At 64.7% G+C, this 14,862-nt stretch carries 13 protein-coding genes; all 13 read right to left on the reverse strand.

Features of this window, described 5'->3' with window-relative positions:
- Nucleotides 1–118 precede the first annotated feature (118 nt).
- Nucleotides 119–391: a hypothetical protein gene (locus GV368_RS10280; protein ID WP_169116451.1), complete on the reverse strand. Its 273-nt coding sequence runs from the start codon at nucleotides 389–391 to the stop codon at nucleotides 119–121.
- Nucleotides 392–462: 71 nt separating this feature from the next.
- Nucleotides 463–1,251, reverse strand: coding sequence for a 3'-5' exonuclease (locus GV368_RS10285; RefSeq protein ID WP_169116452.1), 789 nt, complete (start codon nucleotides 1,249–1,251; stop codon nucleotides 463–465).
- A gap of 2 nt (nucleotides 1,252–1,253) precedes the next feature.
- The gene (gene cysM, locus GV368_RS10290; RefSeq protein ID WP_142805174.1) at nucleotides 1,254–2,141 is read right to left on the reverse strand and encodes a cysteine synthase CysM; all 888 of its coding nucleotides are present in this window, start codon (nucleotides 2,139–2,141) and stop codon (nucleotides 1,254–1,256) included.
- A 12-nt stretch (nucleotides 2,142–2,153) separates the two neighbouring features.
- Entirely contained in the window at nucleotides 2,154–3,338 is a 1,185-nt protein-coding gene (locus tag GV368_RS10295; RefSeq protein WP_169116453.1) for a tetratricopeptide repeat protein, read from the reverse strand.
- Nucleotides 3,335–3,619, reverse strand: a complete 285-nt coding sequence (locus GV368_RS10300; RefSeq protein ID WP_142805172.1) for a LapA family protein — start codon at nucleotides 3,617–3,619, stop codon at nucleotides 3,335–3,337. The genes GV368_RS10295 and GV368_RS10300 overlap by 4 nt, the downstream gene beginning before the upstream one ends.
- 265 nt (nucleotides 3,620–3,884) lie before the next feature.
- Nucleotides 3,885–4,193 carry an integration host factor subunit beta gene (locus tag GV368_RS10305; RefSeq protein WP_169116454.1) on the reverse strand — a complete coding sequence of 103 codons (309 nt, stop codon included), beginning with the start codon at nucleotides 4,191–4,193 and terminating at the stop codon, nucleotides 3,885–3,887.
- 13 nt (nucleotides 4,194–4,206) lie between these two features.
- Nucleotides 4,207–5,928, reverse strand: coding sequence for a 30S ribosomal protein S1 (gene rpsA, locus GV368_RS10310; RefSeq protein ID WP_169116455.1), 1,722 nt, complete (start codon nucleotides 5,926–5,928; stop codon nucleotides 4,207–4,209).
- A gap of 72 nt (nucleotides 5,929–6,000) precedes the next feature.
- Nucleotides 6,001–7,947: a bifunctional 3-phosphoshikimate 1-carboxyvinyltransferase/cytidylate kinase gene (locus tag GV368_RS10315; protein WP_169116456.1), complete on the reverse strand. Its 1,947-nt coding sequence runs from the start codon at nucleotides 7,945–7,947 to the stop codon at nucleotides 6,001–6,003.
- Complete coding sequence (locus GV368_RS10320) at nucleotides 7,944–8,843, reverse strand: prephenate dehydrogenase (protein WP_169116457.1); 900 nt, start codon at nucleotides 8,841–8,843, stop codon at nucleotides 7,944–7,946. Before GV368_RS10320 ends, GV368_RS10315 begins: the two co-directional genes overlap by 4 nt.
- Nucleotides 8,844–8,855: 12 nt before the next feature.
- On the reverse strand, nucleotides 8,856–9,956 hold the full coding sequence (gene hisC / locus GV368_RS10325; RefSeq protein ID WP_169116458.1) for a histidinol-phosphate transaminase: 1,101 nt from the start codon (nucleotides 9,954–9,956) through the stop codon (nucleotides 8,856–8,858).
- Between the two features lie 30 nt (nucleotides 9,957–9,986).
- Nucleotides 9,987–11,057, reverse strand: coding sequence for a prephenate dehydratase (gene pheA / locus GV368_RS10330; protein WP_169116459.1), 1,071 nt, complete (start codon nucleotides 11,055–11,057; stop codon nucleotides 9,987–9,989).
- Between the two features lie 15 nt (nucleotides 11,058–11,072).
- Entirely contained in the window at nucleotides 11,073–12,170 is a 1,098-nt protein-coding gene (gene serC, locus GV368_RS10335; RefSeq protein WP_169116460.1) for a 3-phosphoserine/phosphohydroxythreonine transaminase, read from the reverse strand.
- A complete protein-coding gene (gene gyrA, locus GV368_RS10340; protein WP_169116461.1) occupies nucleotides 12,157–14,739 on the reverse strand; it encodes a DNA gyrase subunit A in 2,583 nt (860 codons plus the stop codon). Before gyrA ends, serC begins: the two co-directional genes overlap by 14 nt.
- Nucleotides 14,740–14,862: the final 123 nt, after the last annotated feature.

The following is a 14,862-nucleotide window of genomic DNA, read 5'->3' on the forward strand; positions in this document are numbered from 1 at the left end:
CAAATTCTTAAAGAACTTCTTCCAACCCCACACCACCTCAGCAGCGCGGCAGAACCAGCATTATTCCTTACTTCACGACCCGTGTCAACAATCCGAACGCACTTCCTCAACTTCCTTCCTACCAAGCCACGGTACACACGGTGCAGTATGCCGCAGCAGGTGGATTCGCATTATAGATGCTCTGAGCACAAAAAACAAGTTTCTTGTGTAGCAAACGAATAAACCCCTCAAACCCGACCACGCGTGCAGCGCGAATCATATTGTTTTTCATGAAATGGCCGGGGATGTACCCGATGAGCGCCAGAGCAGTGTGCGCGAAGCGCCCATCGAGTGCGCGAATCACCGCACGGCAGGGTTGCACGGCTCTTGCATGCTCGCCCATCTTCGGCATGGGTCGCGCATCCTGTACGCCCCCACCAGATCTTTTAGCCGCTCGCGACGGTTCGTCGGGTACCCAAACGTTCAATCGGTGGCCGGTGACCACTGCGCAAGGAATTCGCGCCAGTGTGCACCGGAAAGTTTTTCGAGATGTTCGCGCACCCGCTCGAGTGCGGACTTCAGCCCTACCGCGCCGAGCTTACCGCGCAACCACTGGAAGCGCAGGAAAACCAGATGGGTATTGACCGCATCGGTCTCGCAATAGGCACGAATCGCCGCAGCCTCGCCCCGACACCAAGCGCTCCACACCTGTCCGCCGTCCATGCCGAGCTTGCCGGGAAAACCGAGCAGCCGCGCGATCTGATCGAGCGGCGCGGCGGCACGCGTCTGATAGCCGGCGAGCACGTCCATCAGGTCGAGATGGCGCCAGTGAAAACGCCCGAGGTAGTTGTTGTAGCGGTATTCCGCCTCCCGCTCGCCGACTTCCCAGTAGGTACTCGCCTGCACACCGTGCAATAGGCTGCGGTAGTGCAGTACCGGCAAGTCGAACCCGCCGCCGTTCCAGGTGACGAGCTGGGGACGCTTCTTGTCGATGGCGACGAAGAACTGCCTCAGGATCTCGGCTTCTTCGAGCTCCGGCGCGGCCAGCGAAAACACCTTCACCTCGCGCCCATTGTCCCACACGCCGGCGAGCGTCACGATGCGCTGCAGGTGATGCGGCAGAAAGTCGCTGCCGTTGCGGGCGCGCTGGCGCTGGGCGGCGTATTCCACCACTTCGTCGTCCGGTAGGGATTCCGGAAGTTCGTGGAGCAGCCGCAGCGCGGCCACGTCGGGAATCGTCTCGAGATCGAAGGCCAGAGTCGGCGTGCTCATCGTCAGGCAGGAAAAACGCCGGTGGAAAGATAACGATCACCGCGATCGCACACGACGAAGACGATGACGGCATCGCGCACCTCGGCGGCCACACGTAGAGCCGCAGCCAGCGCCCCGCCCGAGGAGATGCCAGCGAAGATCCCTTCCTCGCGCGCCAGCCGCCGCGCCATTTCCTCAGCCTCGGCCTGGGAGATCGGCTCAATGCGATCGACGAGTTCCGGACGATAGATCCGCGGCAGGTATTCCGGCGGCCACTTACGAATACCCGGAATCTGCGACCCTTCTTCCGGCTGGCAGCCGACGGTGACGATGGCAGGATTCCTTTCCTTGAGGTAGCGCGCCACGCCCATGAGGGTGCCCGTCGTGCCCATGCTGGAGACGAAATGGGTGATACGCCCTGCCGTTTGTTCCCACAGCTCGGGGCCAGTATTCTCATAGTGCGCCCGGGGATTGTCGGGATTGGAAAATTGGTCGAGAATGACTCCCTTGCCCTCACGCTGCATCTGTTCGGCGACGTCGCGGGCGAGTTCCATCCCACCACTCTTGGGCGTGAGTACGAGTTCGGCCCCATAGGCTTTCATGATCTGGCGCCGCTCGACGCTCTGGTTTTCTGGCATCACCAGGATCAGGCGATAGCCCCGGATCGCCGCCACCATCGCGAGCGCGATGCCCGTGTTGCCGCTGGTGGCCTCGATGAGCGTATCGCCCGGCTTGATCTGGCCACGGGCTTCGGCGCCGCGGATCATGGCCAGTGCCGGGCGATCCTTCACCGAACCGGCGGGATTGTTGCCCTCGAGCTTGGCGAGCAGGACGTTGTTCCGCCCTGCTCCCAAACGCTGCAAGCGCACGAGCGGGGTCTTCCCTACCCAGGATTCTATCGTCTCGAACATCGTACCTTCCTCTCAATGACCGGCGATCGCGTCGATCTCGATGACGCGCGCCGGGCCGAACGTTTCCCATTGGCCACAGGCAGGACAGCGCCACAGATGCCGCCGCGCCTTGAAACCACATTGGGCGCATCGGTAGCGCGCCAGTCGTTGTACGTAACCGTGCACCACTTCGCGCACGTGTTCGACGTCGGCGACCCAGGCGGGTTCGACCTGCCGCGCCACCAAGAGCAAGTATTCGTCGAGCACGATGAGGCTGGGCTGCTGGCGTAACATCCATTGCAGCAGACGCAGGGCGCGCGCCACATCCCCATGACGTGACTCGAACTCCACGTAATGGTCGACCAAATCGAGCTGGGGATGCCGGTGCAGCCATTGATGCATACGATGCAAGAGTTTCGCCTGCCAGGCGCAGCGCTCGGCCACCGCCATGAGCCGGTCGGCCGCCAGCGGCAAATGCTCTATGGCGATGCGCTCGAGCGTGAGCCATTCTTCGAATGCCGCCTCGAACCGCCCCTGTAGGAAATGCCGTTCCCCTTCGAGCAGGATTGGGCGAACGGCGTGCCGATCGAGCGCGCGTGCCTGCTCGATGTGTCTGGCGGCCTCTTCCCAGCGCTCGGCCGTGAGCGCGAGCGCCGCGAGTTCGCAGTGGTAATGGATGAGTCGGACTCGCCAGGCGGGACTATCGTCCCGCACCAGACGCTCTACCACCTCGATGCATTTGCGCCAATCCTTTTCGACCTGATAAATCTCGAGCAGCTGGGCAAGTGCCCAATGCTTGCGTGCGGTCTGTTGAAGTGCCGCGTAGAGCTCTTCGGCACGGTCGAAGAAACCAGCCTTGTGATAATCGAGCGCCAGTTCGGCGAGAATCTCGCCGCGACGATCTTCCGGCAGGTCCTCGCGTGCGAGCAATTCCTGGTGAATGCGAATCGCCCGATCGAACTCTCCCCGTCGGCGAAAGAGCACCGCCAGCGCCAACTGTAACTCCAGCGTGGCCGGATTCTCCCTCGCCGCCGAGAGAAAGGCCTCGATCGCCTGGTCGAGTTCGTCGTGCAGGAGATGATTGAGACCGGTGAGGTAGATGCGCGGCAGGCGACTCGAGGCACGCACGACTTGGCGCATGTCGATACGCGCAGCCACCCACCCCAAGCCGAAGAAAAGGGGCAAGAGCAGCAACCACCAGAATTGGAGCTCGCTCATACGGGGGGAAGGGTACGATCAGAGGATTCGCTCACGCGCTCCGTCGCTTCGAGCCGGCGACGCAGACGCGACAGCGTCCATCTCTGGCGCACGAGGGTGCCGACCGTGAAGCTCAGACCGAGCAGGATCCCCACCAGGGCCGTCGCGAGCAGGACGACGGCGAGCGGGGCCTGCCATTCTTGACCAAACCACTTCAGCGTCACCGGCACATGATTTTGTGCGGCAAAGGCGACGAGCACGGCAAAGATGACGAGCCGGAGCACCCAGACAAAGATCCGCATCTCTTTTCCCCATGGGTTGGCGGAACTCTGCGTTCCGCACCGTACGATTATCCCAAGCCAAACGAAAAAAAAGAAGCGGCCCGCGAGGGCCGCTTCCATCGGGACGAGCGCCAAGCGCTCGCAGGGGCTTCAAAAGCCGCCGCGAGCGACTGAAGGACGATGCGACCAGAGATCAGAATGCACGGCATATCGAATGAATGACGAGCACCCGAGTACCAGAAACCGCCGCCATGGGGGCCACGCGGCAGGTAATTCGCAGACACCCTCAACACACTGCCGCCGGCTCTGGCTCCTTGTGCCGATCCACGCGCTCGCGCAGCTCTTTGCCCGCCTTGAAATGCGGAACGTACTTCCCAGCAACCGGCACGGGCAAACCGGTTTTCGGATTGCGCCCCATACGCGGAGGACGGTACGTGAGCGTAAAGCTACCAAAACCACGGATTTCGATGCGCCCGTTGGCAACGAGCGTCTCGCTCATTGCCTGCAAGATCATCTTGACCGCGATTTCTACGTCTTTCGGCGGCAGCTGCGAAAAGCGCGCGGCCAGCCGTTCGATCAGTTCGGAACGGGTCATGGCCGCAGGTCACTCACGACTGTTTCTGTTCGTTGAGTTTGGCTTTGAGCAACGCACCGAGGCTAGTCGTGCCACTGGCGGAGGCACCTTCACCCGCCAGCCGATTGAGCGCCTCGGCCTGCTCGGCCTGCTCCTTCGCTCGGATCGACAGGTTGATGCTGCGGTTCTTGCGATCGACGTTGACGATGGCCACTTCCACCTGCTGCCCTTCGTGCAGGAGCTGGGTGAGATCGTCGACGCGGTGCGCCGCCGCTTCGGAGGCGCGCAGATAGCCTTCGACCTCGTCGTCGAGCTGAATCACGGCCCCTTTCGGCTCGACCGACTTGACGGTCCCGGTGACCACGGAGCCCTTCTCGTGCGTGGCGATGTAGTTGGTGAACGGGTCGCCCTCGAGCTGCTTGATACCGAGCGAAATGCGCTCGCGCTCGACGTCGACGGCGAGCACGACGGCCTCCACTTCATCGCCTTTCTTGTAGCGGCGCACGGCCGTCTCGCCCGGCTCGGTCCAAGAGAGGTCGGAGAGGTGCACCAGGCCATCGATGCCGCCATCCAGGCCGATGAAGACGCCGAAGTCGGTGATCGACTTGATCTGGCCGCGAACCTTGTCGCCTTTCTTATGGTTCTGAGCAAACTCTTCCCAGGGGTTGGGCTGGCACTGTTTCATGCCGAGCGAAATACGACGACGATCTTCGTCGATCTCGAGAATCATCACTTCGACTTCGTCGCCGACCTGCACGACCTTGCTCGGATGGATGTTCTTGTTGGTCCAGTCCATCTCGGAGACGTGCACCAGACCCTCGATGCCCGGCTCGATCTCGACGAAGGCGCCGTAATCGGTGAGGTTGGTGACCTTGCCGAACAGGCGCGTGCCGGCCGGATAGCGGCGGGAAATGCCAACCCAGGGATCCTCGCCGAGTTGCTTGAGACCCAGGGAGACACGCATCTTCTCGCGGTCGAACTTGAGTACTTTGGCCTCGACCTCGTCGCCCACATTGACGACTTCGGAAGGATGACGCACACGCCGCCAAGCGAGATCGGTGATGTGCAGCAGCCCGTCGATGCCGCCCAGGTCGACGAAAGCACCGTAATCAGTGATGTTCTTGACCACGCCCTTGACGATGGAGCCCTCTTGCAGGGACTCGAGGAGTTTTTCGCGATCCTCGCCCATGGTCTCTTCGAGCACGGCGCGGCGCGACACGACGATGTTGTTGCGCTTACGATCGATCTTGATGACCTTGAACTCGAGCTCTTTGCCCTCGATCGGGGTGGTGTCCTTCATCGGACGAATGTCGACCAGGGAGCCGGGCAGGAAGGCGCGCAGCCCGTTGAGCATGACCGTGAGGCCGCCCTTGACGCGGCCGGTGACCACGCCCTTGACGATACGGCCTTCTTCGAAGGCCTGTTCGAGTTCGTTCCACGCCTCCAGGCGCTTGGCTTTCTCGCGCGACAGACGCGTTTCGCCGTAGCCGTCTTCGAGGGCCTCGATCGCCACGTGCACGAAGTCGCCGACCTTGACTTCGAGCTCGCCGCGGTCGTTCATGAATTCTTCTTTGGGGATGTAACTCTCGGATTTCAGGCCGGCATTGACGATCACGAAGTTGTCGTCGATGCCGACGACCTCGGCGGTGATCACCTGCCCCGGCGTCATTTCCTGAAGCACGAGACTCTGCTCGAAGAGATCGGCGAAGCTTTCTTGGGTTTCGGTGGGTTGAGTGGCTACGGCGGTTGAGTTCATCGGTTCGGTTTCCAAAGACGTTTCTCCCTCAGGAAAAACGCAAGACAAAAAGTATGAATAAACATTCCCGGATCACGCGAGCCCACGTGTCCGGACCCAATCGAAAATGACCTCCACGGCCTCTTCCACGCCCATGAGGGACGTATCGAGCCGCAGAGCGTCGGGGCATTGCTGCAAAGGAGCGATGGCACGTTCCCGGTCGCGCAGGTCGCGTGCCTCGAGCTCTTCGCGCAATCTTTCAATGTTAGCAGACATTCCCTTGTCGATCAACTGCTTGAAGCGTCGCTCGGCGCGCACCTCGACGGAAGCGGTGAGAAAGACCTTGAGCTCGGCATCGGGAAAGACGACCGAGCCCATGTCGCGCCCCTCGGCTACTAGCCCCGGGCGGCGGCGGAAGGCCCGCTGACGCTCGAGCAGCGCCTCGCGCACTGCGCCGTGTACGGCGATGCGCGAAGCGGCAGCGGAGACCTCTTCCGTCCGGATGGCCTCGGTCACGTCCTCATCGGCAAGAAAGATGCGATCGCCGGCGAAGCGCACCTCCAGTTCGCGCGCGAGCCGCGCGAGCATCGCAACCTCCTCGACGGGCACCCCGCGGCGCAGCGCCGCCAGCGCCACCAGTCGGTAGAGGGCGCCGCTGTCGAGATAGTGCCAGCCGAGCCGTTCGGCCAGGCGCGCCGCCACGGTGCCCTTGCCGCTTGCCGTCGGACCGTCGATCGCCACCACGGGCACCGGCCGCACGACCGAGCGGTATGCCTGCCAATACTGAGGGAAAGTCTTGTTGACACACTCGGGATCGAGGATGCGTACGTAGATGTCGCCGAAAGCGGCGAGCGAAAAACACATCGCCATGCGATGATCGTCGTAGGTGGCGATCGCCGCCGGCCGTAGCCGCTCGGGCGGGGTGATGACGAGAAAATCCGGCCCCTCTTCGACCGAGGCACCGAGCTTGCGCAACTCGGTGGCCATGGCGGCGATGCGATCGGTCTCTTTCACCCGCCAGCTGCCGATGCGGCGCAGGCGCGACGGCCCCTCGCAGAACAGCGCCACGACCGCCAGCGTCATGGCCGCGTCCGGAATGTGGTTGAGATCGAGATCGAACGCCCGCAGTCGGCCGTTTGCAGGGACGCAGGCCTCGATCCAGTTCTCTCCCATACTGATGCGGGCGCCGAGCGCCTCCAGGGCCTCGGCGAAGCGCACGTCGCCCTGCAGGCTCGCCCGACCCACGCCCTCGACGCGCACCGGTCCTCCCCCCAAGGCTCCGGCGGCGAGGAAGTAAGACGCCGAAGAAGCATCCCCTTCGACGTAGACTTCCCCCGGCGAGCGGTAGCGCGCCCGGCCATCGTAGTGGAACCTCCCGTCGCGTTCGGCGAGCTCCACCCCGAAGCGCGCCATCAGCGCGAGCGTGAGGGCCACGTAGGGGCGGGAAATGAGCTCCCCCACGACCTCGACGGTGATCGGCCGGCCGAGCAGGGGCAGCGCCATGAGCAGCGCCGAGAGGAACTGACTGGAGACGTCGCCCCGGATACGGACGGTCTCGACGGAAGTGGGTACGGGCGAATGGATCGCGAGCGGCGGATAGCCGTCGTTTTCCAGGTACTCGATACGCGCCCCCAGCTGACGCAAGGATTCGACCAGATCACCGATGGGCCGCTCGTGCATGCGCGGCACCCCGCGCAAGCGGTATTCCCCGCCCATCAACGCGAGCACGGCGGTGAGCGGCCGGAACGCCGTACCCGCATTGCCCAGAAAGAGCTCGGCCTCGCGCACCGGGAAGGGAGCGCCCCCCGTGCCATGCACCACGTAGTCCTGCTCGCCAGTGCGCTCCCAGCGCACGCCCAGCGCCTCGAGCGCCTCGAGCATGCGCGCGACGTCGTCGGAGTGCAGCAGATCACGGATGGAGGTGTCGCCCTCGGCGAGCGCCGCGAGCAGCAGCACGCGGTTGGAGATGCTCTTGCTGCCCGGCAGCCGAACTCCGCCCCGGGCGTGCAGTAGGGGCGGCAGATCGAGAAACCCGCTCATTCGTCCGACCCTCCTCCGTTGACGTAGCGTTCGCCCCAAGCCATGCGGGCTGCGCGCGCCTTGGCGAAGACATCCTCCAGACCCGGGCCGTTGGCCGAGAGCAAGAGCGCGCGGATGAAGGCGAGTTCGGAGAGATACTGGTCGAGCTCGGCCAGGATCGCCTGGCGATTGACGAGGCAGATGTCGCGCCACATCTCTGGGTGGCTCGCGGCGATGCGGGTGAAATCGCGAAACCCCCCGGCGGCATACTCGAAGAGTTGCTCGGCATTCGCACGCTCGGCGAGGTCGTGCACCAGCGCATAGGCGAGCACGTGCGGCAGATGACTCACGGCGGCGAAGACCCGGTCGTGCTCCTGCGGTGACATCTCGCGAATGAGCGCACCACAGGCCTGCCAGAGCTGCGCCACCCGCAGCACGCTGCCAGGCTCGTTCTCCGGCAGCGGCGTGAGCACCACTTTACGGTCGCGGAAGAGCGTCGCATCGGCCGCCTCGCAGCCGCTCTTCTCCGCACCGGCGATGGGATGCCCCGGTACGGTATGCGCCAGGTGTGGCTCCAAGTGCAGGTAAAAAGCTTCGATCACGTTGCGCTTGGTACTGCCCGCATCGGTGACGAGGGTGCCCGGCGCCAGATGTGGCGCCATGGCTTTGACCACCGCTTCCGTCTGACCCACCGGCATGGCGAGCAGCACGACTTCTGCCCCGGCGAGCGCATCGCCCCAGTCTGCGGCGATTCGATCGATCACGCCCAAGGCGAGCGCCCGTTCGAGTGAAACCCGCGAACGACCGATGCCCACCACTTCGCGCACCATGCCGGCCGCCTTGAGCGCCAGGGCGAAGGAACCGCCGATGAGCCCGACACCGCACACGACCAGCCGTCCCACCGGTTTCGTCTTCATGAAAGCCCCCTTTCAGATGCAAAGGATGTCGGCGAGCGCTTCGAGGAAGCGGGCATTCTCTTCGGGCAGACCCACGGTGACGCGCAGCCATTCGGGCAGGCCATAGCCGGCGATCGGACGCACGATCACGCCGCGATCGAGCAGCGCCTCGTTCACCGCACCCGCGTCGCCCACGTGCACCATCACGAAATTGCCGCGCGAAGGCACCCAACGCAGACCCAGCCGCGCGAATCCTTCGTAGAGCTGCAGCAGCCCCTGGCGGTTGAGCTCGGCGCTGCGCGCGACGAACGCCTCATCCTCAAGGGCGGCCGCCGCCGCCGCGAGCGCGAAGGCGTTGACGTTGAAAGGCTGCCGGATGCGGTTGATCACATCGACGAGTTCGGGGCGCGCCACGCCGTAGCCCACACGCAGCGAGGCGAGCCCATAGATTTTGGAAAACGTCCGGCACACGAGCAGGTTGGGAAAGCGATCGACCCACGCGAGGGATTCGTAGCGTTCGGTGGGATCGAGGTATTCGCCGTAGGCTTCGTCGAGCACCACCAGCACGTCCTCGGGCACCCGCGCAAGGAAGGATTCCAGCGCCTCGCCGGGCACGAAGGTGCCGGTGGGATTGTTCGGATTGGCAAGGAAGACGATGCGCGTGCGCGGCGTGATCGCCCCGAGCATCGCCTCGAGGTCGTGCCCGTAGTCCTTGGCGGGCACCTCGACCGGCCGGGCGCCCAGCGCCTGCGTCACCAGCGGATAGACCGCGAAGGCGTATTGGGAATACACCGCCTCGGCGCCCGGCTGCAGTACGATGCGCGCGGCCAGCTCCAGCACGTCGTTCGAACCGTTGCCGAGCACCAGACGTTTGGGCGCGACGCCGAACTTGCGCGCGATCGCCTCCTTGAGCACGAAACCATTGCCGTCGGGATAACGGGCTCCTTCGGCCGCCGTCGCATCCAAGGTGGCCCGCGCTTTCGGACTCATGCCGAGCGGATTCTCGTTCGAAGCGAGCTTGACGATGTCGGTCTCCCGCAGACCGCGCTCGCGGGCGAGTTCCTCGATGGGCTTACCCGGTTGATAAGGGGCGAGCGAGCGGATCGCCGCCGGAACGTGATCGATGACGCGCATCTCTTCTCCTCCTCGCATCGTTACCCACAGTCACCACGCCGCGGCCGGATAGGAACCGAGCAGCTTGAGGAAGGTCGCGCGTTCCTCGAGCGCCGCGAGCGCCTGGCGAACCGGCTCGTCGAGCCGATGTCCCTCCAGGTCGATGTAGAAGACGTACTCCCACAAACCGCTCTTGGCGGGGCGTGATTGCAGCTTGGTCATACTCACGCCATACTGCGCCAAAGGCTCGAGCAGGCGGTGCATGGCACCAGGCTTGTTCGGCGTGGAGCACACGAGCGAGGTTTTGTCCCGCCCCGAAGGGCCGGCAGCATCGTGCTTGGCGATGACGAGGAAGCGCGTGGTGTTGTTCGGGTCGTCCTCGATGTTGGCCGCGAGCACCGTGAGCCCGTAGCGCTCGGCCGCAGCCTCGCCGGCGATGGCCGCCGCGTCCGGATCCTGGGCGGCGAGCCGCGCCGCTTCGGCATTGCTCGCCACCGGCACGTAGGGGACATCGGGCAAGTGTCGCGCGAGCCATTCGTGGCACTGTGCGAGTGACTGGGCGTGGGAATAGACGCGCTTGACCGCCGCGAGGCTCGGAGCGAGCGACATGAGGTGCTGATGGATGCGCAACATCACCTCGCCGCAGATCTGCAGCGGATGCAGCAGGAGCAGATCGTGCGTGACGCCGACCATGCCCTCCACCGAGTTCTCGATGGGCACCACCCCGTAGTCGATGTTGCCCGCCTCGGTCTCACGGAAGACCTCGTCGATCGAGGCGAGCGGCAGGAACTGCGGCGCGCTGCCGAAATGCTTGCGTGCCGCCGCCTCGGAGAAAGTCCCGGCCGGACCGAGATAGGCGACCTTGAGCGGCTGCTCGAGCGCGAGGCAGGCCGACATGATTTCGCGAAAGATCGTGCGCACCGCGCTCTCGGGCAGCGGCCCCGGGTTGAGCGAGGCGATGCGGCGCAACACCTGCGCCTCGCGCTCGGGGCGGTAGAGCGCACCCTGTTTGAGCTCGCCCACGCGCCGCGCACAGCGCCCGCGCTCCGCGAGCAGTTTGAGGATCTCCTCGTCGATGGCGTCGATGCGCCGACGCAGCGCCAAGAGTTCCGACTCGTCCATCCCCCTCCCCTTTCTTCAGGCGTGCCGTGCGGCGAAATCGCGCAGGAAAGCGACGAGCGCCTCCACACCCTCGCGCGGCATGGCGTTGTAGATCGACGCCCTCATCCCGCCCACCATCTTGTGCCCTTTGAGATATTTGAGCCCGGCGGCCTCGGCCTCCTGCAGAAAACGCTCGTTCAACGACTCGTCGGCGAGGCGAAACGGCACGTTCATCCAGCTGCGCCAGCGCGGCTCGACGGCATTGCGGTAAAAGGGCGTGGCATCGATGCACTCGTAGAGCAGACGCGCCTTGGCTTCGTTGCGCTGCGCCATCGCCGCCAAGCCGCCGAGCGATTCGAGCCACTGAAACACGAGACCGGCCACATAGATGGCAAAAGTGGGCGGCGTATTGAGCATCGAACCGTTCTCGGCCATGCGGTCGTGGCGCAGCACCGGCGGGGTGCCCTCCCAGGGCAAGGCCATGAGATCGCGGCGCACGATGACCAATGTCAGCCCCGCCGGGCCGATGTTTTTCTGCGCCCCGGCATAGATGAGGCCGAAGCGGCGCACGTCGATCGGGCGCGACAGCAGGTGCGAGGACATGTCGGCGACGAGGGGCACGCCAGAGGCTTGCAGCGCCTCGAGCTCCAGCCACTCCACTCCGTGGATCGTCTCATTGGTGCACACATGCACGTAGCGCGCCTCGGGATCGAGCGAAAGCTCTTCGGGGCGTGGTGCCCGGGTGAAACCGCTTTCCTCGGTGGAGCCGGCCAGACGGACCCGGCCGCCGAGCACGGGCGCGATGCGCTGCGCCTCCACGAAGGCTTTCTGCGACCAGGCGCCGGTGACGACGTAGTCGGCCGAACCACCGCCGAGCAAGTTCATGGGAATGGCGGAGAACTGCAGCGTCGCCCCTCCCTGCAGGAAGAGCACGGCGTAATCCTCGGGAATGGAGAGCAATTTCCTGAGATCGGCCTCCGCCCGCGCGATCACCTCCGAGAAGTGCTTGCCGCGATGGCTCACTTCGATGATGCTCGAGCCGATTCCGTGCCAATCGAGCAGCTCTTCTCGTACCGTGCGCAAGACCGGCTCCGGCAGCATTGCCGGTCCGGCGCTGAAGTTATACACCCGCATCGGATTCCCCTTCGCCTTCGTCCCCGACCACCGGCGTGCGCGCCACTTTCACCACCGTTACCAGGCGGTCACCCTCGTCCAGCGCCATCAGGGTCACCCCTTGCGTCGAGCGCCCCATCTCGCGGATGTCGTCGACCGAAGTGCGGATCAGCACGCCGTTCTGCGAGATGAGGATGATCTCGTCGCCCGTCTGCACCAGGCAGGCGGCCACGAGCCGACCGTTGCGGCGCGTGGTCTGGATGGCGATCATCCCTTTGGTGCCACGCCCGTGGCGCGTGAATTCGGACACCGGCGTCCGCTTGCCGTAACCCGCCTCGGTGGCCGTGAGCACGGAGCCGGACTCGTCGCGCACCACCAGCATCGACACCACCTGCTGGCCGTCTTCGAGCGCCATGCCGCGCACGCCTCGCGCCTCGCGCCCCATGGGACGCACGTCGTCCTCGGCGAAACGCACCGCCTTGCCCGCGTCGGAAAAGAGCATCACGTCGCAGCTGCCGTCGGTGAGATCCACGCCGATCAGGCGGTCGTCATCCCCGAGCGACAGCGCCACGATGCCGGCCTTGCGCGGATTGGCAAAGGCCGACAGCGCCGTCTTCTTCACCACGCCCGAAGCGGTGGCGAAGAAGACGTAGTGCGCATCGTCGAATTCGCGCACCGGCAGCACTGCCTGGATACGCTCGTCCGGCCCCATGGGCACGAGGTTGACGATGGGCTTACCGCGCGCCCCGCGAGCGCCCTCGGGCAGTTCGAAGACGCGCAACCAGTAGACTCGCCCGCGACTGGAGAAGCACAATAGCCAATCGTGGGTGTTAGCCACGAATACCTGCTCGAGGAAATCTTCCTCCTTGACCGAAGCCGCCTGCTTGCCCCGCCCGCCGCGGCGCTGCGCCCGGTAGTCGTCGAGCGGCTGGCGTTTGACATAACCGGCATGCGACAGGGTCACCACCATGTCCTGCGGCGCCACCAGGTCTTCCAGACGGATCTCGTCGGCCTCCAGCACGAGCTCGCTGCGGCGCGGATCGGCGTACTGTGCGGCGATCGCACGCAGCTCCTCGCCGATGATGGCCGAGACGCGCTCGGGCTTGGCGAGGATGTCGAGCAGATCGGCGATGCGCTCGATCACCTCGCGGTACTCCTGCACGATCTTGTCCTGCTCGAGCCCCGTGAGGCGCTGCAGCCGCAGATCCAGGATCGCCTGCGCCTGCGCTTCCGACAGGCGATAGCCCTCGCTCGACCAACCGACGTCGGCCTCCAGCCCTTCCGGGCGGAACCGCGCCGCGTCGTCGCCCGCACGCGCCACCAGCTCGGCCACCACCGGTGAATGCCAGCGCCGCGCGAGCAGCGCCTCTTTGGCGGCCGCCGGTGTGGGCGAGGCCTTGATGAGCGCGACGATCTCATCGACGTTGGAAAGCGCCACCGCCAATCCTTCGAGGATGTGCCCCCGTTCGCGCGCCTTGCGCAGCTCGAAGACGGTGCGCCGCGTCACCACCTCGCGCCGGTGCGCCAGGAAATGGCCGACGAGCTCCTTGAGCGTGAGCGTCTGCGGCCGCCCATCGACGAGCGCCACCAGGTTCATGCCGAAGGTGTCCTGCATCTGCGTGTGCTTGAAGAGCTGATTGAGGATCACCTCGGGATGCTCGCCGCGCTTCAATTCGATGACCACGCGCATGCCGGACTTGTCCGATTCGTCGCGGATCTCGCTGATACCCTCGATGCGCTTCTCATTGACGAGCTCGGCGATGCGCTCGAGCAGCGTCTTCTTGTTGACCTGATACGGCAGCTCGTCGACGATGATCGCCTGCCGGTCGCCGCGGCCGATTTCCTCGAAATGGGTACGCGCCCGCATCACCACGCGGCCCCGCCCCGTGCGGTAGCCCTCGCGCACGCCCTCGAGCCCGACGATGAGCCCGGCCGTCGGAAAATCCGGCGCCGGCACGTACTGCATCAGATCGTCGTCGGAAAGTTCGGGGTTTTCCAGCAACGCCAGGCACGCCTGCACCACCTCGCCGAGATTGTGCGGCGGGATGTTGGTGGCCATGCCCACCGCGATGCCGCTCGAACCGTTGATGAGGAGATTGGGAATGCGGGAAGGCAGCACCAGCGGCTCACGCTCGCTGCCGTCGTAGTTCGGACCGAAATCGACGGTCTCCTTGTCGATGTCGACCAGCATCTCGTGCCCGATGCGCGACATACGGATCTCGGTGTAGCGCATGGCGGCGGGGCTGTCGCCGTCGACGGAGCCGAAGTTGCCCTGACCGTCGATGAGGGGATAGCGCAGGGAAAAATCCTGCGCCATGCGCACGATGGTGTCGTAGACGGCCGTATCGCCGTGCGGGTGGTATTTACCGATCACGTCACCGACGATGCGCGCCGACTTCTTGTAGGGCTTGTTCCAGTCGTTGCCCAGCTCATGCATGGCATAGAGCACCCGCCGATGCACGGGCTTGAGACCATCGCGCACGTCGGGCAGCGCCCGGCCAACGATGACGCTCATGGCATAGTCGAGATAGGAGCGCCGCATCTCCTCTTCGAGCGGCACGGGCAGGGTTTCGCGGGCGAAGGAATCCATGGAGCAAAAACCGCCGTATAAATCCGTAGAATTCGCTATTTTATCACGCCGTCCACACCCTTTCCGGGAGCCCGCCGATGCCCCAGGGCAATCGCATCAAACCAAGGGTCCTGTCTAAAAAAT

It is taken from the genome of Tepidiphilus baoligensis, assembly GCF_012911495.1.
Taxonomy (GTDB): domain Bacteria; phylum Pseudomonadota; class Gammaproteobacteria; order Burkholderiales; family Rhodocyclaceae; genus Tepidiphilus; species Tepidiphilus olei.

What these genes read in the sequence shown, in the direction of transcription:
- serC (WP_169116460.1), bottom strand. Translation starts at nt 12,170, where the DNA reads ATGCGGGTGTATAACTTCAGCGCCGGACCGGCAATGCTGCCGGAGCCG.
- GV368_RS10285 (WP_169116452.1), bottom strand. Translation starts at nt 1,251, where the DNA reads ATGAGCACGCCGACTCTGGCCTTCGATCTCGAGACGATTCCCGACGTG.
- GV368_RS10300 (WP_142805172.1), bottom strand. Translation starts at nt 3,619, where the DNA reads ATGCGGATCTTTGTCTGGGTGCTCCGGCTCGTCATCTTTGCCGTGCTC.
- GV368_RS10305 (WP_169116454.1), bottom strand. Translation starts at nt 4,193, where the DNA reads ATGACCCGTTCCGAACTGATCGAACGGCTGGCCGCGCGCTTTTCGCAG.
- rpsA (WP_169116455.1), bottom strand. Translation starts at nt 5,928, where the DNA reads ATGAACTCAACCGCCGTAGCCACTCAACCCACCGAAACCCAAGAAAGC.
- GV368_RS10320 (WP_169116457.1), bottom strand. Translation starts at nt 8,843, where the DNA reads ATGAAGACGAAACCGGTGGGACGGCTGGTCGTGTGCGGTGTCGGGCTC.
- gyrA (WP_169116461.1), bottom strand. Translation starts at nt 14,739, where the DNA reads ATGGATTCCTTCGCCCGCGAAACCCTGCCCGTGCCGCTCGAAGAGGAG.
- hisC (WP_169116458.1), bottom strand. Translation starts at nt 9,956, where the DNA reads ATGCGCGTCATCGATCACGTTCCGGCGGCGATCCGCTCGCTCGCCCCT.
- GV368_RS10295 (WP_169116453.1), bottom strand. Translation starts at nt 3,338, where the DNA reads ATGAGCGAGCTCCAATTCTGGTGGTTGCTGCTCTTGCCCCTTTTCTTC.
- GV368_RS10315 (WP_169116456.1), bottom strand. Translation starts at nt 7,947, where the DNA reads ATGAGCGGGTTTCTCGATCTGCCGCCCCTACTGCACGCCCGGGGCGGA.
- GV368_RS10280 (WP_169116451.1), bottom strand. Translation starts at nt 391, where the DNA reads ATGCCGAAGATGGGCGAGCATGCAAGAGCCGTGCAACCCTGCCGTGCG.
- cysM (WP_142805174.1), bottom strand. Translation starts at nt 2,141, where the DNA reads ATGTTCGAGACGATAGAATCCTGGGTAGGGAAGACCCCGCTCGTGCGC.
- pheA (WP_169116459.1), bottom strand. Translation starts at nt 11,057, where the DNA reads ATGGACGAGTCGGAACTCTTGGCGCTGCGTCGGCGCATCGACGCCATC.